Source organism: Leucobacter chromiireducens subsp. chromiireducens, from assembly GCF_016758255.1.
Classification (GTDB): domain Bacteria; phylum Actinomycetota; class Actinomycetes; order Actinomycetales; family Microbacteriaceae; genus Leucobacter; species Leucobacter chromiireducens.
The window spans coordinates 97806-119438 of sequence record NZ_QYAD01000005.1; the positions used below are offsets into that span (position 1 = coordinate 97806).

Consider the following 21633-nt stretch of genomic DNA (forward strand, 5'->3'; position numbering starts at 1 on the left):
CGCTGAGGCGCGGTACTTCACCGGCCGCAGCTGCGTCACGTGCTCGCGACCATCTCCCGTATTCCGTTGCCCATCACTTGGTCGTGCACGCGAGAATGGTGCCATGATCGGGCCTGCGCCTGTGCATCACGTTGACGACCCTGTCGCTCTGGCCCGAGCCTAGGCCTGGAAGGCGTCTGCAATTCTTTGTGCGGCCTCCCGATCGCCTGCCACGAACTGGATGCCGGATCCAGTGGACGTCGAGATCGTCACGGCAGCGGTGCCGCCCATGCTGAAGCGGAGCATGCGGGCCCCAGCCACGGTGGCGGGTGCCGCAGGCCAGTTGATGATGTTCGGATTCATGCCGTCGTCTGCGGTGACGGTGATCTGGCTGACGTCGGAGCGGGATAATGCTCGAGACACGAGCGGGGCGCGGAACCGGGCCCGCTCCGAGTCCACCGTGACCGAGATCGCGGCAGTCCAGGCCCACCATGCACCGAACGTGACCAGCGCCAGGGGGATGAGCCAGGTCGCCGCGATTCCGGTGGCAAACGCGATGACGCCCGCAAACGCCGCCCCGACCCCCAGGGCGACAAGCGGGCCGACGCGCGCGACGCCGTGAGCGCGCTCGATGTGCGAGAACTCGCCGTGGGATCGTTCGGGGTCAGTGCCTGCCGCGCGGGGTGGGCGCGGGTCCGGAGTTGGGGGAGTCATGGCACTCCTCTCGGTGGGTACGGAGTTCCAGCCTATGGGCTGCCATGCTGCGTCGAGAGTGTCACCGAAAGCGGCGTCGGTGCTGCAGATTTTCCGACGAGTAGAAATACTCGAGTATTTCACCCCTTGATTTGTGCAGTGAGGGGGTTTCGGAGGGTGCAGAGTGAGAACTAGTCCAGGAAGGTCACCGCGAAAGTGATCTGGCAGCCACTACAAAGGAGTCATCATGACTGCATTCCAGAACGACATCGACGCCGTGGAGGCGCTCAAGGCGCAGAGCGGTTCGGGCTGGGACCAGATCAACCCCGAGTATGTCGCTCGCATGCGTGCGCAGAACCGATTCAAGACGGGTCTTGAGATTGCCCAGTACACCGCAGACATCATGCGCCGCGACATGGCCGAGTACGACGGCGACTCCTCCGTCTACACGCAGTCGCTCGGTGTGTGGCACGGCTTCATCGGCCAGCAGAAGCTGATCTCGATCAAGAAGCACCTGAAGACCACGAACAAGCGCTACCTCTACCTCTCGGGCTGGATGGTTGCTGCACTCCGCTCGGAGTTCGGCCCGCTGCCCGATCAGTCGATGCACGAGAAGACCTCGGTCCCCGCACTGATCGAGGAGCTGTACACCTTCCTGCGCCAGGCTGACGCGCGTGAGCTCGACCTGCTCTTCACGCAGCTCGACGACGCTCGTGTCGCCGGCGACGAGACCGCGGTGGAGTTCATCCAGTCGCAGATCGACAACTACGAGACGCACGTTGTGCCGATTATCGCCGACATCGATGCGGGCTTCGGTAACCCCGAGGCCACGTACCTGCTCGCGAAGAAGATGATCGAGGCGGGCGCGTGCGCGATCCAGATCGAGAACCAGGTCTCGGATGAGAAGCAGTGCGGTCACCAGGATGGCAAGGTCACGGTTCCCCACGAGGACTTCCTCGCGAAGATCAACGCGGTGCGCTACGCATTCCTTGAGCTTGGCATCGACAATGGCGTGATCGTTGCCCGTACCGACTCGCTCGGCGCCGGCCTCACGCAGAAGCTGGCCGTCACGAACACCCCCGGTGACCTGGGCGACCAGTACAACGCGTTCCTCGATGTCGAGGAGATCTCTGAGGCTGATCTTGGCAACGGTGACGTCGTCATCAAGCGCGACGGCAAGCTCCTCCGCCCGAAGCGCCTCGCTTCGAACCTCTACCAGTTCCGTAAGGGCACGGGCGAGGACCGTTGCGTGCTCGACTGCATCACCTCGCTGCAGAACGGCGCCGACCTCCTCTGGATCGAGACCGAGAAGCCGCACGTCGAGCAGATCGCAGGCATGGTCGACCGCATTCGCGAGGTCGTCCCGAACGCGAAGCTCGTGTACAACAACAGCCCCTCCTTCAACTGGACGCTCAACTTCCGTCAGCAGGCGTTCGATCAGCTGGCCGAAGAAGGCAAGGACGTGTCGGCATACGATCGCGAGAAGCTCATGGCGGTCGAGTACGACGGCACCGAGCTCGCTGAACTCGCTGACGAGAAGATCCGCACCTTCCAGAAGGACGGCTCGGCTCGTGCCGGCATCTTCCACCACCTCATCACGCTCCCGACCTACCACACCGCGGCGCTGTCGACCGACAACCTCGCGAAGGGCTACTTCGGTGACGAGGGCATGCTCACCTACGTTCGCGACGTGCAGCGAGAAGAGATCCGCCAGGGCATCGCAACCGTGAAGCACCAGAACATGGCTGGCAGCGACATTGGTGACAACCACAAGGAGTACTTCGCCGGTGACGCAGCGCTCAAGGCTGGCGGCAAGGACAACACGATGAACCAGTTCTAAGGTTCACCTCGCCCCTCCCAGGGGCGCACCTCGAAAGCGGGGGTTCGGCTTCGGCCGGGCCCCCGCTCGTCAATTCCTGCGGGGCCGGATCGCTAGGCTGAGCTCCGTGGGCGATACGGATGCAGCGCAGTGGACACTGGTGAGTGGCGGGGCGCAGTTGCGCTTCACGGCGAGCCGGGTGCGTGCGGCATACTCACCGGGCTTTCTGGCGGTGTGCGCGTTCGTGGGCGTCACCACGGGCGGCGTGGCGGGTGTCGCCGGGTCGGGCCTCGCAAGCGCGGTACTCGTCGCCATACTCGTCGGCGGCGTCATTGCTGCACTCGTGGGGTACTTTCGCCTCTCCACGCAGGCGCGTCCGATCACGCTGACGCTGTCGGGCGAAACGGCAACGGTGTCAATCGGTGGCGACAGCGCTGATCGCACCGTCGCCCCGCTTGCCGAACTGCGACGCATCGTGATCGTGCACGATGGTGCGCCGGCGCGGGTGGTGGTTGATGCGGCTGGGCGGCGTGAGCGCTGGACAGTGGGGCAGCTGCACCGCAACAACCGGCCCGAGGAGCACCTCCCGCTGCCTCCGGCTGCGCTCGTGACGACACTGCGTGGGCTTGGCCTCCGGCTCGAAACTGAACGCGTGCGCGGCATCCGAACGACAACGATCCTGCCCGCGTAGAGGTCCGCTGCTCAGCATGCCGCGCGCCGTATGACGCCGCGTGACCTCGCGTGACCGACTGTGTCGCGGAGAAGTGCGCGGCCGGGCGACCGTCAGTACCGTTGCCCGCATGACGACGCTGACGGACACACTGCCCACCATTGACATCCCCGAGATTGCGCCCGCGGATCGTGCCACTCGGCTCGACGCTGCTGGCGCCGCGTGGAGCGCGCGGATCGACGCGCGCCGCGATTCCTCGAAGCTCACCTACCGCGTGACAGGCAGCGGCGAGGGTGCGGTCGCCACTCGGCTGCGATCGGGCAAGCACGAGTTCGTCATCGATGAGCCCGCGCCGCTCGCAGGGGACGACGTCGCCCCGAGCCCGGTCGAGCTCGCGCTCGGCGCGCTGATCGGCTGCCAGGTGGTCGTGTATCGACTGTACGCACAGGCCCTCGGCATCCAGGTTGATGACATTGATGTGACCGCGGAGGGTGATCTCGACGCTGCACGGCTCCTCGGGAAGGACGATACGGTGCGCCCCGGCTTCAGCGCGATCCGTCTCCGTATTGAGCTCACGGGCCCGGAGTCCCAGGAGCGGTACGAGCAGCTGCGCGATGCGGTCGACGTGAACTGCCCGGTGTACGACCTCTTTGCGAACCCGACGCCGATCTCGGTTGAGGTCGCGAAAGCGTAGCGATTCCTTCGGCCGCGCCCCGCACCTTCTGGGGCGCGGCACCCGGTCACCGCTAAGCTCGGGGGAGTATCAGCGGCCGATGCGGCGTGGGGAGGAGGCAGCGTGCACCTGAAGAGCCTCACGCTCAAGGGCTTCAAGTCCTTCGCCCAACCAACCACGTTCCAGTTTGAACCCGGCGTCACCGCGATTGTCGGCCCGAACGGGTCAGGGAAATCGAACGTCGTTGATGCACTCGCTTGGGTGATGGGTGAGCAGGGCGCGAAGACGCTGCGCGGCGGGAAGATGGAAGACGTCATCTTTGCGGGCACCGCGACACGGGGCCCGCTCGGCCGAGCAGAGGTGCGCCTCACCATTGACAACGCTGACGGTGCGCTGCCGATCGACTACACCGAGGTGACGATCAGTCGCACGCTGTTCCGCAACGGTTCGAGCGAGTACGCGATCAACGGCGAGGCGTGCCGGCTGCTCGATGTGCAGGAGCTGCTGAGCGACTCGGGCCTCGGTCGCGAGATGCATGTCATCGTCGGTCAGGGCCAGCTCGACGCGGTACTCCGAGCCACCCCGGAGGATCGCCGCGGCTTCATCGAAGAGGCCGCCGGGATCCTGAAGCACCGGCGGCGCAAGGAGCGCACGCTCCGCAAGCTCGAGGCGATGGAAGCGAACCTCACCCGCTTGAACGACCTTGCGGGGGAGATCCGGCGACAGCTCAAGCCGCTGGGACGCCAGGCCGAGGTCGCCCGCGCGGCGCAGGGCATCGCCGCCGAGGTGCGTGACGCAAAAGCCAGGCTCCTCGCCGACGACGTTGCCCGAGTGCGCGCGGAGCTCGACGCGCTCTCTCGCGACGAGGCGGAGCGGCACTCCGAGCGCATCGTGCTGCAGGAACAGACCGAGCAGAAGCAGCTTCGGATCCAGCGGCTCGAAGCCGAGCAGCAGAGTGACGAGCTTGACGCAGCCCGGCGTGTGACGATTGGGCTCGAGTCGGTGCAGGCGAAACTGCGCGGACTGTTCGCCCAAACCCAGCAGCGCCTCACGTTCCTCGCGACGCAGGCCGAGGCTCCCGAACAGCTGTCGCGCATCGGTCAGGGCGCCGTGGATGAGGCCGAGGCCGAGGCGGCCCAGCTCGCGGACGCCGTGCCCGAGGCTGAGACGGCGTGGGAGGCCGCCGGAGCGGCGACCCGCCGCGCGCAGCAGGCGCTCGACGCGATCGACGAGCACATTGCGGCTCAGAGCGCACTGGTATCGAAGCACGACCTCGAGCTGTCGCAGTTGCGCGGCAGGGCAGAGGCGGCGGCGCAGAAGCATGCGACCGTGGGCGAGGAGATCGCACGACGCGAGCACGCAGTTGCGCAGGCTGAGGCGCGGCTCGCCGAGGCGCGCGACCAGCTCGCGGATTTTGCCGCCCGCGAGGAGGCTGCGGAGGGACCTGAAGGCGGGCTTGACGATGCGCACCGCGCCGCACAGGACGCCCAGACCCAGGCCGAAGCCCTGCGTGACGCTGCGCGCGACCGGCTACACGAACTGGAGCAGGAGCGTGCCGGACTCGATGCCCGCGTGGGTGCGCTCGCCCGCACGCTTGACCAGCGGGACGCGTCAGGCGCGCTGCTCGCGGAGTCGCGCCCCGGGATCACGGGGCGGGTCGCCGAGCGCGTGCGCGTGCGCGAGGGCGCTGAAGCCGCTGTGGGCGCCGCGCTCGGCTCGTACGCCGACGCACTCCTTGCAGCGGACACGGTTGCGGCGGAGCGTGCCGTGGATCTCGCTCGGGATCAGGACCTCGGCAGACTTCGGGTCGTGCTCTCGGACTGCGCCGAACTCGCGGACGCGGCACCCGAGGTTTCCGGCCTCACGCGCGCGGTTGATCTGCTGCTCGCTGCGCCCGACGGTGTACGTGGCCTCCTCGCCCGAAGCTACGTCGCGCCCAGCCTGAACGCGGCAGTGGCAGCAGCGCCCGAGCTCAGTCGGCTCCTGCCCGGGGGCGGGTACACGGTGGTCACCGATGACGGCGACGTACTCACCGCGTACACGCTGAGCGGTGGATCCGGTGGCGCGCCTTCCCGCATCGCGCTTACGGCGGAGCTCGAGCAGGCCACGCAGCGTCGTAACGAGGTCGCTGAGCAGATCGCGGGCACGGAACTGGAACTTGCCGAGCTGCGCGAGCACGCCGCGCGTGCAAAGCGCGCAACCCAGGAGTCGTTCGCGCAGCTGCGCGCTGCTGACGCTCGATTGGCGGAGATCGCGCAGGAACGCAACCGCCTCGCCACCCGGGCGGACTCCGCGGCCGCGGAAGCCGAGCGTTCGCGTCAGGGACTCGCGTCTGTCGCAGCGTCGGCAGCGCCGCTCGAGCAGGAGGCGAACCGTGCTGCGCACGCGCTGCGCGAGGCGGAGGCGGCACCGCGACCGATCCTCGATGCCAGCCAGCGAGATGGCCTGCTCGCGGAGCTTGAAGTGGCCCGTGCTGCGGAGCTCGAGCGTCGACTCGGCTTGGAGACGGCCCGCGAGCGTGCGCGCGCCGGCGTCGCGCGGCACGAAGCGCTGATCGCGCAGCTCGCCGCAGAGCAGCGCGCTGCCGAGGAAGCGGCGAGGCGCGCCGTGCTGCGGGCGCGGCAAGTGGCACAGGCGGAGCGCGTTGCGGAGGCGCTGCCGGGGATTCTCGACGCCTGCGATCGCTCGCTCGCCGAGGCGCGGCTTGCGCAGCAACAGGCGGAGGCCGAACGCGCGAGGCACAGCCAGGAACTCACGCTCCTGCGCGCCGAAGACGCGGAGCTGCGGCACACGTTGCACGGCCTCACCGAGCGCGTGCACGGCGCTGAACTGAAAAGCTACGAGCGGAAGCTGCAGCTCTCCGGCCTTCTCGAGCGGGCGGGCAACGAGCTCGGGCTCGTCGAGGACGTGCTGATCGCGGAGTATGGCCCCGAACAGCCGATTCCCGAGCCAGACGCCAACGCCGTCGCCGACGTTGAGACGCAGGCGCTGGCTTCCGACGGAGCCGATCCCGAGCCGCGGTTCGCGAATGCCCTCGAGGCCGAGCTTGCCGCGGAGCTTGGCCTCGACCAGCCGGCTGCCGCGAGCGACACTGCCACCGTCAACGAGGCGGTGCAGCAGGTCAGGACGCGTCCGTTTGTGCGTGCGGAGCAGGAGAGGCGACTGGCCAAGGCGGAGAAGCGCTTGGCGGAGCTCGGGCGAATCAACCCCCTTGCTCTCGAGGAGTTCGCGGCGCTAGAGCAGCGCCACTCGTTCCTCACCGAACAGCTCGCTGACCTCACGAAGACGCGCGCCGACCTGCTCGCGATCATCAGCGAACTCGACGAGAAGATGCAGGGAATCTTTGCGGCGGCGTTCGAGGACACCCGGGCCGCGTTTGCCGAGGTGTTTCCGATCCTCTTCCCGGGCGGCTCTGGCGAGATCGCGCTGAGTGCGCCCGAGGATCTGCTCGGCACGGGGATCGAAATGACGGTCCGGCCCGCCGGCAAGCAAGTCGAACGCCTCTCGCTGCTGTCCGGCGGAGAACGTTCGCTGGCGGCGGTGGCGTGGCTCATCGCGATCTTCCAGGCGCGGCCGAGCCCGTTCTACATCGTCGACGAGGTTGAAGCGGCGCTCGACGACGCAAACCTCGGGCGACTGCTGCAGGTGTTTGAGCGGCTGCGCGAGAACTCGCAGCTCATCATCATCACGCACCAAAAGCGCACCATGGAGATCGCCGACGCGCTCTACGGGGTCTCGATGCGGCAGGACGGGATCTCCGCCGTGGTCGGTCAGCGCATCACCCGCGAGGACTGAGCCGTCTGAAGCGGACGAGAGCCCACCACGAGAGCCCACCACGAGACCCCACCACTAGACTCAGGGTATGGCTGAGCGATCCTGGTCTTTCTCGAAGGCATTCCGCAACATCTTCAGCGGCCCCGCGCTGATCACTGAAGACACGTGGGACGATCTGGAGACCGCCCTCATCACCGCAGATTTCGGCCCCGACGTCACGGAGAGCATCCTCGACCAGCTCCGTGAGGACGTCGATCGGCACCGTGTCACCGAGGTCAAGGAGCTCCGCAGTATGCTCCGCGACGCCGTCGAGGAGCGCCTCGCCAAGTACGATCCGACGCTTCGGCTCTCCGAGCGGCCGGCCGTGATTCTCGTGGTGGGGGTGAACGGGGTCGGCAAGACGACGACCATTGGGAAGTTTGCCAACTACCTCAAGAATTTCGACAAGCGGATCATTGTCGGTGCCGCAGACACCTTCCGCGCGGCCGCGGTTGAGCAGCTCGCCACGTGGGCTGATCGCGCGGGCGTGGACATCGTGAAGCCGCAGCAGCAGGGCCAGGATCCCGCCTCGGTTGCGTTCCAGACCGTGCAGCGGGCCATCGAGGAGGACTTCGAGATCGCGATCATCGATACCGCGGGGCGCCTGCAGACCAAGGGCGGCCTCATGGACGAGCTCGGCAAGGTGCGCCGCGTGATCGAGAAGCAGGCGCCCGTGGCTGAGGTGCTGCTGGTGCTCGACGCAACGACGGGCCAGAACGGGCTCGCGCAGGCGGAAGCGTTCATCGAACACGCAGGGGTGACGGGACTCGTGCTCACGAAGCTTGACGGTTCGGCGAAGGGGGGCTTCGTGCTCTCAGTACAGGAGAAGACGGGGCTGCCGATCAAGCTGGTCGGTCAGGGAGAGGGCATCACTGACCTCACGGGCTTCACCCCGCACGTGTTTGCCCAGCAGCTCGTCGGATAGCCGCGTGCGGCGCAGTTTCTTCCGCCCGTCGCGAAAAACTGACCGCTGAGTGCAAAAGTGCGGTATACCTAGAAGAACGAGGCCTGACGGCTGAGCCACGAGCTGCGGCCGCCGGACCGAAAGCCACGCCAACCAGGCGGGGCGTTCGAGAAAGGGTAGACATGCAGAACCTCACCGTCTTGGGAACCGGCGTCCTCGGCTCCCAGATCATCTTCCAGGCGGCGTATTCGGGCAAGCAGGTGGTCGCGTACGACCTCAGCGATGAGATTCTCGGCAAGCTCGCCGAGCGCTGGGAGTACCTGAAGCCGCTCTACCTGCGCGACCTGCCCGACGCCACGCCCGAAAAGCTCGATGCGGCGGTGGCTCGAATCCGGACGTCCTCGGATCTCGCCGACGCGCTCGCCGATGCTGATCTCGTGATCGAGGCGGTTCCTGAGCGGCTCGACATCAAGCAGAGCACCTGGGAGCGGGTGGGAGAGCTCGCACCCGCGAAGACGATCTTCGCCACGAACTCCTCGACCCTCCTGCCGAGCGACATCGCGCCCTTCACCGGCCGCCCCGAGAAGTTCCTTGCGCTCCACTTCGCAAATGAGGTGTGGAAGTTCAATGTCGGCGAGGTGATGGGGCACGAGGGCACCGATCCCGCGGTGTTCGAAGCGGTCGCCCAGTTCGCGGAAGAGATCGGAATGGTGCCGATCCGCATCCACAAGGAGCAGCCGGGATACGTGCTGAACTCCCTCCTGGTCCCGTTCTTGAATGCCGGTGCACGGTTGCTCGTGCGCGGCGTCGCAACGCCCGAGGACATCGACAAGACCTGGAAGATCGCAACGGGAGCACCGACCGGCCCGTTCGAGATTTACGACGTCGTCGGCATGATGACGCCCTACCAGCTGGGGGCGTCAAGCGAGGATCCCGAGATGCAGGAGTTCGCCGCGCACATCAAGCGTGAGTACATCGACAAGGGCTGGCTCGGGAAGGGCGCAGGACGCGGCTTCTACGACTACAGCGCGAAGTAGTTCACATCCACTCATGGTGGCCCGGGTCGACACGACCCGGGCCACCGCTGCATGATGCGCACCTGCGTCGTGCAAACAGCTAGAATCGACCCATCATGGCTACTTTCGGAAACCTCTCTGCGCGGCTCACCGACACCTTCAAGAACCTGCGTGCGAAGGGCAAGCTCTCCGCGTCTGACGTTGACAGCACCGTCCGCGAGATTCGACGCGCGCTGCTCGAAGCAGACGTCGCGCTCGACGTCGTGAAGGACTTCACGGGGAAGGTGCGTGAGCGTGCCCTCGGCGACGAGGTCAATGCTGCGCTCAACCCCGCTCAGCAGGTCGTGCAGATCGTCAACGAAGAGCTCGTCGCGATTCTTGGTGGTGAGCAGCGCCGGCTGCAGTTCGCGAAGAAGCCGCCGACGGTCATCATGCTCGCCGGCCTGCAGGGCGCGGGTAAAACGACCCTCGCGGGCAAGCTGGCGAAGTGGCTGAAGGATCAGGGCCACACGCCGATGCTCGTTGCGTGTGACCTGCAGCGACCGAACGCCGTGACACAGCTTGGCGTGGTCGCTGAGCAGGCCGGCGTGGCAATCTACGCGCCCGAGCCGGGCAATGGCGTTGGCGATCCCGTCAAGGTGGCCAAGGGGGGTGTTGCCGAGGCGCGCGCGAAGCAGCACGACTTCGTGATCGTCGACACGGCTGGTCGACTGGGTGTTGACCAGGAGCTCATGCAGCAGGCTGCGGACATCCGCAAGGCGGTGGAACCCGACGAGGTCCTCTTCGTGATTGACGCGATGATCGGCCAGGACGCCGTTGCAACCGCGCAGGCCTTCCAGGAGGGCGTGGACTTCACCGGTGTCGTGCTGACGAAGCTCGACGGCGACGCCCGCGGTGGCGCGGCGCTGTCGATCCGCGGCGTGACCGGACGCCCGATCCTGTTCGCCTCGACGGGTGAGGGGCTTGGGGATTTCGAGCCGTTCCACCCCGACCGGATGGCGAGCCGCATCCTTGACCTCGGCGATATCCTCTCGCTGATCGAGCAGGCACAGAGCGCGTTCGATGAGGACGAGGCGCGGAAGGTCGCCGAGAAGATCGCGAAGGACGAGTTTACGCTCGACGACTTCCTCGGCCAGATGCAGCAGCTTCGTGGCGCCGGCTCCATCAAGAAGATGATGGGCATGCTTCCCGGCATGGGGAAGATGAAGGAGCAGCTCGACAACTTCGATGAGCGCGAGATCGTGCGCACCGAGGCAATCATCCAGTCGATGACGAAGGCTGAGCGGCAGAACCCGAAGATCCTCAACGGGTCGCGACGTCTGCGCATCGCCAAGGGCTCTGGGATGACCGTGACCGATGTGAACGCGCTCGTGCAGCGCTTCGAGCAGGCCGCGAAGATGATGAAGACTGTTGCCCGCGGCGGTGTCCCGCAGATTCCCGGAATGGGCCCGATGCCCGGCATGGGCGGCCACGGCGGGAAGAAGAAGCAGCAGGCCAAGAGTAAGGGCAAGCAGCGCTCCGGCAACCCCGCGAAGCGTGCCCAGGAAGCCGCGGGCGTGGCCGCGAAGCAGGCCGAGACGCCCACGGGTTCCGGTTTCGGCCTGGGGAAGGGTGCGGGCGCGCAGCCGACCGAGGAAGATATGGCGAAGCTGCAGCAGATGCTGGGGAAGGGCATGCGCTAAGTGAGTTCGCTGCCGCACGGCGCTGCGGCAGCCGAGCGTCTCACGCTCTTCCGACGCGAGTGGCCCGCGCGGATCAGCTGGGGCCAAGTGCGCGCCGAGGAGCCGCGCGTCTTCTGGCGGGCGGCGGGTGGCGCCGCGCTGGTGGTTCCCACGATCGCCGCACTGCTGCTGTGGACCTCGCTCGCTGGCGAGTTCCCCGCACCAATATCTCTCCCCGCGTGGCTTGAGTGGATGCGCGGCGGCCTCGTGGTTGGGGGCTTCTGGTTGGTCCTCATGCTCGGCGTGTTCGCGGTGATCCTGTTGGATCGGCCGCGTGAGTTGCGCCGCGAGCTCGCGTTTCGAAGCTTCGCCGCCGCTCGTGGCTTGAGCTACGCCCGGCTGGGTGCTGCGCCGCCCGCGCGCGGGATCTTCTTTGCGGAGCCGAACGATGGGACAGCGCGCGGGGCGGCGCGACGCAGACGGCTCGGCATGCTCGCGGTGCCGGGCGATGCGGCGCGCTTCCGCGCCAACTTCTCGCTTTCCCCTGCGGAGCAGCCCGCCTGGCTGGGGGCGGAGCCGTCGCTTCAGCTCGCGATCGCGTCGTATTCTGGGGGGAAGAACGATGCGCGAGGCCCGCTCCTCGGCTTCCGCTACCTCCAGCTCCGTGCTCCCCGTGCCCTCCCGCACCTCGTCATTGATTCGCTGTCGAACGGACGGCTCAGAGAGTTCCTTGCAGGGGCGCAACGACTCTCCTTGGAGGGCGACTTCGACCGCTACTTCGCGAGCTATGCCCCCAAGGGTTACGCGCGCGACGCGCTTGAGCTCCTCACGCCCGATGTGATGGCAGTGCTCATCGATCACGGGAAGCACTGGGATATCGAGGTTGTCGAAGATCGGATCCTCATTGTGTCGCGCCGCGTGGGGCGGCGCTGGGACCGTTCGGAGACCACGGCGCTGCTGCTCTTCGCGGAGGTGCTGGGCGCGGAGCTCAGCCACCAGGCCCGCCACTACACCGACCCGCGCGCTGCGCGTCCGCGCCTGCAGGTCGCCGCGCCTGGGCAGCGGCTCGCGCGCGGCTCGCGTGTGTGGACCGTAGCGCTCGTGTGCGCCCTCGGTGCGGCGTTCTTCACCTTCCCCTTTGTGCTGGGGTGGCTGCTCGACCTGAGCTAGCTGTTCTGGCTTCCGCCCGCCCGGTCTCTCGGATCGTGACCGAGCCGTGATTTTTCTGCGCCATGTACACTCTGACATGTACTATTGTACTAACCGGGTGATGGGGCTTCTCCCTGATCCCGACCACAGGCCGAGCGGTGCTGTGCGACTCAACGAATCAAGGGTGACTCAATGACTCGGAACAAGATCCTGACAGGCGCGGCCATGGTGGCCGTTGCCGCGATCGGCCTCACCGGCTGCGCGAGCGGTGGCGGGGGCGGTGGCGACGCTGCCGGTGAACCCCAGACGGGCGGCACCCTCAAGGTGCTCGCGAACGGCGATGTGGATCGGCTCGACCCGCAGCTCACGGCCTATGTGCCGGTGAACAGCGTGGTCCGCGCGATCTCCCGTTCGATCCTGGGCTACGAGTCGTCGAACGAGGTCGACAAGCGTGTGGAGTTGACCGGTGATCTCGCGACCGAGGTTCCAGAGCCCACAAACGATGGACTCACCTACACGATTACACTGCGCGACGGTGCGCAGTGGGGTGCTCCAGACGGCGCTCGCGCGATCGTGGCGAGCGACGTCGAGCGCGGGATCAAGCGCATCTGCAATCCGCATATCGGGGCGGCGCTCGGTGGGTACTTCATCAATCTGATCGACGGCATGGAGAGCTTCTGCGATGGCTTCGCGAAGGTGGCTCCCGAGGTCGGGCCGATGAAGGACTACATCGAGAAGAACGACATCTCCGGCATTGAGACGCCCGACGACAAGACCGTGGTGTTTACACTCACTGAGCCCGCATCCGACTTCACCTCGATGCTCAGCCTGCCGACGGCCAACCCCGCGCCGATTGAGGTGCTCGACTACCTGCCGGACTCACCCGAGTACCGCAACAACTTCATTGCTTCAGGCCCGTACACGGTGGCCGAGCACAAGCCCGACGTCTCGATGAAGTTCGTTCGCAACGAGGCCTGGGACGCGAAGAGCGATCCGCTCCGCGGCGCGTACGTCGACGAGATCCAGATGACCATGGGTCTCGAGGCCGACGCCGCCATGCAGCAGCTGCAGGCTGGCTCCGCGGATCTTCTTTTCGACCTCCAACCGAGCCCCGCGAACATTCAGCAGCTCACAACCGCGAACGATGAGAAGTTCTCCACTATGGAGAACGGTGGCATCGATCAGTTCCTCTGGTTCAACACGAAAACCGACAACAACGGCGGCGCATTGCAGAAGCTCGAGGTGCGTCAGGCTATTCAGTACGCCATCGACAAGCCCGCAGTCGTGCAGGTGATGGGCGGCGAGGACATCGCTACCGTAACGAACGGTATCTTCGGCCCTGGCGTTAACGGCTACGAGGACTTCTCGCTGTACGGCGACAAGTCGGGCAAGGCGGACCCGGAGAAGGCGAAGGAGCTGCTGGCGAAAGCGGGAGTCGAGAACCTCACGCTCAAGTTCCCCTACCGAAACCTAGGCACCCAGCCCGACATCGCACAGACGGTACAGGCGAGCCTCGAGGCCGCGGGTATTACGGTTGAGCTCTTCCCAGTCCCGCCGACGGACTACTACGCCAACTTCATGTCAAACGTGGAGAACACGACCGGCGGCGAGTGGGACGTTGCACTGGTGGGCTGGTCCCCGGATTGGGTAGGCGGCGCTGCGCGCTCGGTGTTCCAGCCGCAGTTCACGTTCGACGGGACCCCGCAGACCTACAACTACGTCGACTACAACAACGATGAGGCAAACAAGCTCGCCACCGAGGCGCTGTCAGCAGCGACCCCTGAGGAGGCAGGCAAGCTCTGGCACCAGGTGGACGAGACCGTGATGCAGGACTCGCCCATTGTGAGCATTGTCGCTCGAAAGAAGGCCAATTACCACTCAGCGCGCGTCGAGAACTTCGAGATCTATGCGCTCGCCCAGAACGGCGACTGGACGAACGTCTGGCTCACGAAGTAACAACTCGGTAGCAGGGTGGGGCGGTGCTCCTGTGTGGTCGCACCGCCCCACCCGCGCCTGGGAAAGGTGAATCGGATGACGATTCTTGAAGTGTCGAATCTCGTGGTGGACATCCCCACAGAGGATGGCGATGTGCACGCTGTGCAGGATGTCTCATTTGACGTGCGGGAGGGCGAGTTCTTCGGCATCGTGGGCGAGTCTGGCTCCGGGAAGTCCGTACTCGTGCAGTCAGTCATGGGGTTGATCCCGCAGGCGAAGACGTCCGGGACGGTGTCGTTTCGAGGGCAAAACCTGCTGACTCTCGGTGCCAATGGGCTTCGCAGGCTCCGCGGCAAGGAGATCAGCATGATCTTCCAGGATCCGCTCTCGAGCCTGCACCCGCAGTACACCATCGGGTGGCAGATCGTTGAGCAGATCTGCGCCCACGAGCAGGTGACGAAGGCTGAGGCGAAGGCGCGGGCGATCGAGCTGCTCGAGAAGGTGCGGATCCCGAACGCGGCGGAGCGCTTCGACGCATACCCGCACCAGTTCTCAGGCGGGATGCGCCAGCGCGTCATGATTGCGATGGCGCTTTCCCTGGGGCCGGCGATCATCATCGCCGACGAGCCCACCACCGCTCTGGACTCGACCGTGCAGGCACAGATCCTCGATCTGCTCGCAGAGATGCGCGCGGACCTGGGGGCTACGGTCATCATGATCAGCCACGACCTCGGCGTGCTGGCGCGCGTCGCCGATCGCGTCATGGTGATGTACGGGGGGCGTCGCCTTGAGCTGGGGGAGAGCGCCCAGGTGCTCGGCAACCCGGCCCACCCCTACACGGCCGGGTTGCTGCGCTCCTCTTCATTCAATACGGCTCCGGGCGCGCCGCTCGTGCCGATCGCTGGACGCACGCCGAGCCTCTTGACACCGCCGAGCGGCTGCGTGTTCCAGAGCCGCTGCCCGGATGCGATGGAGATTTGTGGCCAGCGTCCGCCGCTGCGCGAGTTTTCCGACGGCACCGAGGCACTGTGCTGGCTCGAGACGCCGCCGAGCGCCCCCGCACCGCCCGATCCCAAGCTGCCTGCGCTGGCGATCTCCGAGGACGACGCGATTGTGGAAGTGCGTGATCTGGCGCTCGAATTTCGGCAACGACGGGCAGCGCCCAAGCGCGTGCTCGACGGCATCAGCCTGTCGGTGCGGCGTGGTGAAACGCTCGGCCTCGTGGGAGAGAGTGGCTGTGGGAAGACCACCCTTGCCCGCGCGATTGCGGGCCTCATCCCGCAGACGAGTGGAACGGTTCACTTCGACGGCCGCGATACGTCGGAGTTGCGCGGTGAGGAGTGGCGTGCCCAGCGGCGGCGCGTGCAGGTCGTGTTCCAGGATCCTTTCGGGTCACTGAACCCGAAGCGTCGCGTCGGCGCGATTATTGGGGACCCGTTTCGGATCCACGGGGTCGCGTCTGGTCGCGAGCGCCAGGCTCGGGTGCAGGAACTGATGGAGCTGGTGGGTCTCAACCCCGAACACTTCAACCGCTTCCCGTCTCAGTTCTCGGGGGGCCAACGGCAGCGGATCGGCATCGCGCGTGCGATTGCGCTTCGGCCTGAGCTCGTGATCTTGGACGAACCGGTCTCGGCGCTCGACGTGTCGATTCAGGCCCAGGTGCTGAACCTCCTCGACGAGCTGCAACGCGAGCTGGGACTCACCTACCTGTTCATCTCCCACGACCTCGCCGTGGTGCGGCACGTGTGCGACCGCATCGCCGTGATGGAGGGCGGCCGCATCATCGAGCTTGGTGAAGCGGAAGCCGTCTACGGCGCCCCGCAGCAGCCCTTTACGCAGCGCCTGCTTGCCGCGGCGGCGCCCGAGATTCCCCGCCGTCCGCGCGAGCGAGAGCTCCTTGCCGCGGCGGCGGTCTCTGGGACGGAGGCCCACGCATGAACCGCGTTTTCTCAAAAGAGACCAAGGTGCTCATCACCCCGGCGGCTGCCGCTCGGCGTGCCGCGGAGGTCAAGGCGCGCAGCTCCTGGCAGCTCACTGCCGCGCGCCTCGTCCGTGATCCCGCGAGCATCGTCTCCGCGATCGTCATTGTGCTGATCGTGGCGTTCGCGCTGGGCGCGCCGCTCGTGGCACAGTGGACCGGGCACGGGCCAACCGAGCAGTTCCGCGAGTCCGGGCTGTCGTCGGCGGGCATACCGGTGGGACCGAGCAGTGAGTTCATCCTCGGCACCGATCAGCTCGGCCGCGACATCCTGGTCCGACTTGCCTATGGTGCACGCGTGTCGCTGCTGGTCGGCGTTGTTGCATCGCTCATTGCGTCGGCGATCGGCATTCTCATCGGAATGATCGCCGGCTTCTTCGGCGGCGTGGTCGACACGATCCTCAGCCGGGTGATTGACCTGGTGATGAGCGTGCCGTTCCTGCTCGTCGCAATCGCCACGGTGTCGGTGCTCGGCCCGAGTCTGCAACTCTCCATCGCCGTCATCGTCTTCTTCAGCTGGACCGGGCTCGCACGCGTGATCCGCGGTCAGGTGCTCGCCATCCGCGAGCGCGAGTTCGTGGAGGCTGCCCGCTCCCTCGGCGAGTCACCGATGTCCATCATGTTCACGGGTGTGCTGCCGAACCTCGTGGTGCCGATCATCGTCTACACCACGCTCATGATCCCCGCGGCGATCGTGTTCGAGGCCACCCTGTCGTTCCTCGGCCTCGGCATCGTGCCGCCGACGCCCAGCTGGGGCAACATGCTCGCGGACGCGGCGAACGGCTCGATGTACATGGTGGCGCCGTGGATGGTGCTCGTTCCCGGTCTCGCCCTCCTCGCGCTGACCCTCGCGTTCAATCTGCTCGGTGACGGTCTGCGCGATGCGCTCGACCCGTCCTCCACGAAGGGAGGGAAGTGATGGTTCGCTTCCTCGCCTCGCGCATCGGCTTTGGTGTGCTCGTGCTGTTTCTCCTCAGCGTGTTCGTCTTCGTGCTGTTCTACGTCACGCCCTCCGACCCCGCGCGCATTATCGCGGGCGACAAGGCGACCGAGGAGCTGATGGCGCAGATCCGCACGAATCTCGGTCTCGACAAGCCGATGCTTGAGCAGTACCTCATGTTCATCGGCAACCTCGTGCAGGGCGACCTGGGATACTCGTACCGGACCAACCTGCCGGTCGCGGACATCGTGCTCACCCGGATCCCGATCACGATGTCGCTCGTGTTTGGCGCTGTCATCGTGTGGCTCCTCATTGGCATCCCGATCGGCATTGCATCGGCGAAGCGGCCCGGCAGCGTGCGGGATCGACTGGGTCAGGGCTTTGCCATTGTGGGCATCAGTTTCCCCACGTTCGTGCTCGGCATGCTCGCGCTCTACACGCTCTACTTCCTGCCGACAAAGCTGGGGATTACGCTCTTCCCGCCCTCCGGCTACGTGCCCTTCGCGCAGGATCCGTTGCAGTGGGTGTGGCACCTGATCCTGCCCTGGTGCACGCTCGCGCTCGTTACGAGCGCTGTGTACGCGCGGCTCACCCGCGGCCAGATGCTTGAGGTGCTCGGGCAGGACTACGTGCGCACCGCGCGCGCGAAGGGCCTCACGGAGCGGCGGGTGACGTACGTGCACGCCTTCCGCAGTGCCATGCCGCCGCTCGTCACCCAGCTCGGGATCGACATCGGCATGCTGCTCGGTGGCGTGATTGTGATCGAGCAGGTGTTCGGCCTCCAGGGCGTGGGCGCTCTCGCAGTCACCAGCGTGGCAATGCAGGATCGGCCCGTGGTGATCGCGATCGTGCTGCTCGGCGGTGTCTTCGTGGTCATCTCAAACCTCGTGGTCGATACGCTGTACGCGCTGCTCGACTCGCGCGTTCGCACCGCCGGCAAGTAGCTCGAGTGACCCACCATTGGAAGGACGGATACCCCATGCAGCGAAGCGCTGAGTACCTGATTGGCACGGACATCGTCGCGCGCGACGTGTGGACGACGGTGCCGCTTGACTGGAACGACCCAGAGGGTGAAACGATCCGCGTGTACGCACGCGAGCTCGTCGCCGCTGAGCGCCGCTCGGAGGACCTGCCGCTCCTCGTCCACCTGCAGGGTGGTCCTGGCGGCAAGGGAACGCGCCCGCTCGCCCGAAGCTCGTGGGTGGGGGCAGCGCTCCGCAGGTTCCGACTCGTGATCCCGGACCAGCGGGGGACGGGCCGCTCCACACCGCTCTCCGGCAGAGACTTCGCCGAGCTGCCAGCCGAAGAATCAGCACGGCGGCTGTCGCTCCACCGTGCGGACTCGATTGTGCGAGATCTTGAGGCGGTGCGCGCGACGCATTACGCCGGGCGCCAGTGGTGGTCGATTGGGCAGAGCTATGGCGGCTTCCTCACGCTGCACTACCTCTCCACCGCGCCGGAGGCGCTCGTGGCTTCGGCAGTGACGGGTGGGCTCGCCGCGCTCGAGCCTGATCCCGCAGAGGTGTACCGCCGCACCTTCCCGCGCGTGCTCGAGAAGAATCGGGTGTTCCGAGAGCGGGCCCCGCACCTCACGGGTCGGGTGGACCGGATCGCGGACCTGCTCGAGGCGGAGGACGTGCGACTCGCGGATGGGGATCGCCTCACCGTGCAGCGATTCCAGACGCTGGGACTCGACTTCGGTATGGCCCCGGGCTTCGACCGGGTGCACTGGCTCCTCGACGAAGCCTTCGCCGACGCGGACGAGACACGCTTGAGCGACACCTTCCTCGAGACGGTGGGTGAGGCGACGGGGTTTGCCACGAATCCGCTCTTCATTGCATTGCAGGAGAGCATCTACGGGCCGGGTCCCTCCGCCTGGGCGGCGCAGCGCGAGCGCGATGCGCGGCCCGAGTTCGCTCCCGACGCCAGGTCACTGCTCTTCACGGGCGAGATGGTATTCCCCTGGATGTTCGAGGAGATCCGCGCGCTCCGCGGCTTCCGCGCGGGAGTTGAAATACTCGCTGCGCGAGAATGGCCGATCGAAATGTACGACACCGCACAGCTTGCGCAGAACGCTGTGCCGGTGGAGGCGGCCGTCTACTTCGACGATATGTACGTCGACGCGGGGCTGTCGCTCGACACCGCGGCGCGCGTGTCTGCGCTGCATGCTTGGGTCACGAACGAATTCGAGCACGATGGCGTTCACCACGACGGTGTCGCCGAGCGGCTCTTCACCGCCCTCGAGCATCGGCTCGGCGGCACCCCCAGCACCCGCAACTAGTTCTCAGGAGGAGAATCACTGATGTCCCACGCCTCGCACGCCTCCCACGCACCCCACGCCACGAGCCTGTCCGGGCTCGGCGCCGCGGTCCGCACTGTTGACTGGGAGTCCGGAATGCCGAACTCGCGCGCGGTACGGCGCGATCCGCGCATGCCGCTGCTCTCCACCACGCCGGGTTTCACGGAGTGGATCAGTACCGGCTGGGGGGAGGCGGATCGCACGCCGCGCGTGGAAACTGGGGCGGCAGAAGCTGCGGCAGCGCACCGCGCCCGGCTCTCTGCCGAGCTGCCCGGCCAGGCGCTCGTGATCACGGCGGGTCGTGCGCAGCTGCGCGTGAACGATAACTTCTTCGAGTTCCGTGCCGACAGCGATTTCCTCTGGCTCGTTGGGTACGGCGTCGAAGACGGTGTCCTCGTGCTCACGCCCGCGGCGGGCGGCCATGACGCGGTGCTCTACGTCACGCCGCCCGCGCGCCCCGGGGAGGCAGCGTTCCATGCGTCTGCCGCGCACGGCGAGTTGTGGGTGGGGCCGCAGCCGGGAGTCGCCGAGTTGCAGGCAGCGCTGGGCCTCACCGTGAAGCCGATCGCCGAGCTGCGACTCCCGGTGGGCGCGCTCGTCGCGGGCGCCGCTGTCGTGGCGGCGGGGGCGGGAGCGCGCCTCGAGGGGACGCCGCGCTCTGCCGAGCTCGCACGCGTGCTCTCCGAGCTGCGCATGTTCAAGGACGCGTGGGAGGTCGCCGAACTCCGCCGTGCCATCCTTGACACGGTGGACGGCTTCGCCGAGGTGCGTCGTGAAATCCCGCGCGCCATCGAGCGCGGGGGAGAGCGCTGGCTGCAGGGCACCTTTGATCGCCACGCCCGCACGGTGGGTCAGGCGCCGGGGTACTCGACGATCGTCGGGTCCGGAGCGCACGCGCCCGTGCTGCACTGGGTGCGTGCGGACGGCGAGATCCTGCCCGAAGAACTCCTGCTTCTCGACATGGGTGTGGAAGGACGCTCGGGCTACACGGCAGACGTCACGCGTACGCTCCCCGCGAGCGGCACCTTCAGTGCGGTGCAGCGCGAGGTGCACGACCTCGTTGAGCGCTCGCACCGCGCTGGCCTCGCGGCGGTTGGCCCCGGGCGGCCGTGGGCGGACTTCCATGCGGCAAGCATGGAAGTCATTGCACGCGGACTCGCAGATTGGGGGCTGCTCCCCGTGTCGGTCGATGAGGCGCTCTCGGAGCACGGCCAACAGCATCGTCGGTACATCGTGTGCGGCGTCGGCCACCACCTCGGTCTCGACGTGCACGACTGCGACGGCTCGAGCTACGAGGCGTATCTCGGGGGTACCGTGCAGGCAGGCATGGCCTTGACCGTTGAGCCGGGACTCTACTTCCACGCGTGGGACGAGACCGTGCCGCCTGAGCTGCGCGGGATCGGTGTGCGGCTCGAGGACGACCTCATCGTCACCGACAGCGGCACCGAGGTGCTGAGCGACGCACTGCCCATTGACGCGGCAGGAATTGAGGCCTGGATGGCGGATCAGCTCGGAGGTGGACTCTAAAACTCCTGGTCCCAGCAAAAATTGCGAAACAGGGTGTCGCTGTGGCAAAATAGACGAGTTCACGCATTCGCGTGCCCAGGCTTTCGCGCAGCGGCCCAGTTTCGTCGCGTGTCGTCGTTTCACAATCAAGGAGTCATCTCATGGCAGTCAAGATCCGCCTCAAGCGCCTCGGCAAGATCCGCGCACCCTACTACCGCATCGTCGTTGCCGACTCGCGCACCAAGCGCGACGGTCGTGTGATCGAGGAGATCGGCAAGTACCACCCCACCGAGAACCCCTCCTTCATCGAGGTTGACTCGGATCGTGCACAGTACTGGCTGAGCGTCGGCGCACAGCCGACCGAGCAGGTTGCAGCGATCCTCAAGCTCACGGGTGACTGGGGCAAGTTCTCGGGCGAGGGCTCGACCGAGTCGCAGGTCAAGGCTCCCGAGGCGAAGGCTGTCTTCGAGGCAGACGCTTCGAAGAAGGCCGTTCTCCGTCCCAAGGCTGAGAAGCCGGCTGCGGCCCCCGCTGAGGAGGCTGCTGAGGCTCCCGCCGAGGAGGCCACCGAGGCCGCTGAGACCACCGAGGACTAATC

16 protein-coding genes are annotated in these 21633 nt (G+C 66.6%); 15 read left to right on the forward strand and 1 reads right to left on the reverse strand.

What is annotated here, in order from left to right; genetic code table 11:
* Nucleotides 1–159: 159 nt before the first annotated feature.
* Nucleotides 160–693 (reverse strand): hypothetical protein, encoded by a 534-nt coding sequence (locus tag D3226_RS13235; protein ID WP_202383079.1) that lies wholly within the window; start codon nucleotides 691–693, stop codon nucleotides 160–162.
* 226 nt (nucleotides 694–919) lie between these two features.
* Here D3226_RS13235 and D3226_RS13240 point away from each other — a divergent pair, with 226 nt between their 5' ends.
* The 15 genes from D3226_RS13240 to rpsP all read left to right on the forward strand — a co-directional run bounded on the left by D3226_RS13240 (nucleotide 920) and on the right by rpsP (nucleotide 21631).
* Nucleotides 920–2512 (forward strand): isocitrate lyase, encoded by a 1593-nt coding sequence (locus D3226_RS13240; RefSeq protein WP_202383080.1) that lies wholly within the window; start codon nucleotides 920–922, stop codon nucleotides 2510–2512.
* Between the two features lie 106 nt (nucleotides 2513–2618).
* Nucleotides 2619–3182, forward strand: coding sequence for a hypothetical protein (locus tag D3226_RS13245; RefSeq protein WP_202383081.1), 564 nt, complete (start codon nucleotides 2619–2621; stop codon nucleotides 3180–3182).
* Between the two features lie 109 nt (nucleotides 3183–3291).
* Nucleotides 3292–3855, forward strand: a complete 564-nt coding sequence (locus D3226_RS13250) for an OsmC family protein (protein WP_202383082.1) — start codon at nucleotides 3292–3294, stop codon at nucleotides 3853–3855.
* A gap of 102 nt (nucleotides 3856–3957) precedes the next feature.
* Nucleotides 3958–7629 carry an AAA family ATPase gene (locus D3226_RS13255; protein WP_202383083.1) on the forward strand — a complete coding sequence of 1224 codons (3672 nt, stop codon included), beginning with the start codon at nucleotides 3958–3960 and terminating at the stop codon, nucleotides 7627–7629.
* A gap of 67 nt (nucleotides 7630–7696) precedes the next feature.
* On the forward strand, nucleotides 7697–8572 hold the full coding sequence (gene ftsY / locus D3226_RS13260; protein WP_202383084.1) for a signal recognition particle-docking protein FtsY: 876 nt from the start codon (nucleotides 7697–7699) through the stop codon (nucleotides 8570–8572).
* Nucleotides 8573–8733: 161 nt separating this feature from the next.
* The gene (locus tag D3226_RS13265; RefSeq protein ID WP_202383085.1) at nucleotides 8734–9588 is read left to right on the forward strand and encodes a 3-hydroxyacyl-CoA dehydrogenase; all 855 of its coding nucleotides are present in this window, start codon (nucleotides 8734–8736) and stop codon (nucleotides 9586–9588) included.
* 95 nt (nucleotides 9589–9683) lie between these two features.
* A complete protein-coding gene (ffh, locus tag D3226_RS13270; RefSeq protein WP_202383086.1) occupies nucleotides 9684–11249 on the forward strand; it encodes a signal recognition particle protein in 1566 nt (521 codons plus the stop codon).
* Nucleotides 11250–12398: a hypothetical protein gene (locus D3226_RS13275; RefSeq protein WP_202383087.1), complete on the forward strand. Its 1149-nt coding sequence runs from the start codon at nucleotides 11250–11252 to the stop codon at nucleotides 12396–12398.
* Between the two features lie 171 nt (nucleotides 12399–12569).
* The gene (locus D3226_RS13280) at nucleotides 12570–14333 is read left to right on the forward strand and encodes an ABC transporter substrate-binding protein (protein WP_202383088.1); all 1764 of its coding nucleotides are present in this window, start codon (nucleotides 12570–12572) and stop codon (nucleotides 14331–14333) included.
* 75 nt (nucleotides 14334–14408) lie between these two features.
* Nucleotides 14409–16250 carry an ABC transporter ATP-binding protein gene (locus tag D3226_RS13285; RefSeq protein ID WP_202383089.1) on the forward strand — a complete coding sequence of 614 codons (1842 nt, stop codon included), beginning with the start codon at nucleotides 14409–14411 and terminating at the stop codon, nucleotides 16248–16250.
* Nucleotides 16247–17209, forward strand: a complete 963-nt coding sequence (locus D3226_RS13290) for an ABC transporter permease (RefSeq protein ID WP_202383090.1) — start codon at nucleotides 16247–16249, stop codon at nucleotides 17207–17209. The genes D3226_RS13285 and D3226_RS13290 overlap by 4 nt, the downstream gene beginning before the upstream one ends.
* The gene (locus D3226_RS13295; RefSeq protein WP_202383091.1) at nucleotides 17209–18174 is read left to right on the forward strand and encodes an ABC transporter permease; all 966 of its coding nucleotides are present in this window, start codon (nucleotides 17209–17211) and stop codon (nucleotides 18172–18174) included. The genes D3226_RS13290 and D3226_RS13295 overlap by 1 nt, the downstream gene beginning before the upstream one ends.
* A 35-nt stretch (nucleotides 18175–18209) precedes the next feature.
* Nucleotides 18210–19511, forward strand: coding sequence for an alpha/beta fold hydrolase (locus tag D3226_RS13300; protein ID WP_202383092.1), 1302 nt, complete (start codon nucleotides 18210–18212; stop codon nucleotides 19509–19511).
* Between the two features lie 21 nt (nucleotides 19512–19532).
* A complete protein-coding gene (locus D3226_RS13305) occupies nucleotides 19533–21056 on the forward strand; it encodes an aminopeptidase P family protein (RefSeq protein ID WP_237462890.1) in 1524 nt (507 codons plus the stop codon).
* A gap of 140 nt (nucleotides 21057–21196) precedes the next feature.
* On the forward strand, nucleotides 21197–21631 hold the full coding sequence (rpsP, locus tag D3226_RS13310) for a 30S ribosomal protein S16 (protein WP_202383093.1): 435 nt from the start codon (nucleotides 21197–21199) through the stop codon (nucleotides 21629–21631).
* Nucleotides 21632–21633: the final 2 nt, after the last annotated feature.

Coding starts and splice junctions, on each gene's coding strand:
- D3226_RS13280 (WP_202383088.1), top strand. CDS start 12,570: ATGACTCGGAACAAGATCCTGACAGGCGCGGCCATGGTGGCCGTTGCC.
- D3226_RS13285 (WP_202383089.1), top strand. CDS start 14,409: ATGACGATTCTTGAAGTGTCGAATCTCGTGGTGGACATCCCCACAGAG.
- D3226_RS13265 (WP_202383085.1), top strand. CDS start 8,734: ATGCAGAACCTCACCGTCTTGGGAACCGGCGTCCTCGGCTCCCAGATC.
- D3226_RS13290 (WP_202383090.1), top strand. CDS start 16,247: ATGAACCGCGTTTTCTCAAAAGAGACCAAGGTGCTCATCACCCCGGCG.
- D3226_RS13295 (WP_202383091.1), top strand. CDS start 17,209: ATGGTTCGCTTCCTCGCCTCGCGCATCGGCTTTGGTGTGCTCGTGCTG.
- D3226_RS13240 (WP_202383080.1), top strand. CDS start 920: ATGACTGCATTCCAGAACGACATCGACGCCGTGGAGGCGCTCAAGGCG.
- ffh (WP_202383086.1), top strand. CDS start 9,684: ATGGCTACTTTCGGAAACCTCTCTGCGCGGCTCACCGACACCTTCAAG.
- D3226_RS13305 (WP_237462890.1), top strand. CDS start 19,533: ATGTCCCACGCCTCGCACGCCTCCCACGCACCCCACGCCACGAGCCTG.
- D3226_RS13300 (WP_202383092.1), top strand. CDS start 18,210: ATGCAGCGAAGCGCTGAGTACCTGATTGGCACGGACATCGTCGCGCGC.
- D3226_RS13250 (WP_202383082.1), top strand. CDS start 3,292: ATGACGACGCTGACGGACACACTGCCCACCATTGACATCCCCGAGATT.
- rpsP (WP_202383093.1), top strand. CDS start 21,197: ATGGCAGTCAAGATCCGCCTCAAGCGCCTCGGCAAGATCCGCGCACCC.
- D3226_RS13235 (WP_202383079.1), bottom strand. CDS start 693: ATGACTCCCCCAACTCCGGACCCGCGCCCACCCCGCGCGGCAGGCACT.
- ftsY (WP_202383084.1), top strand. CDS start 7,697: ATGGCTGAGCGATCCTGGTCTTTCTCGAAGGCATTCCGCAACATCTTC.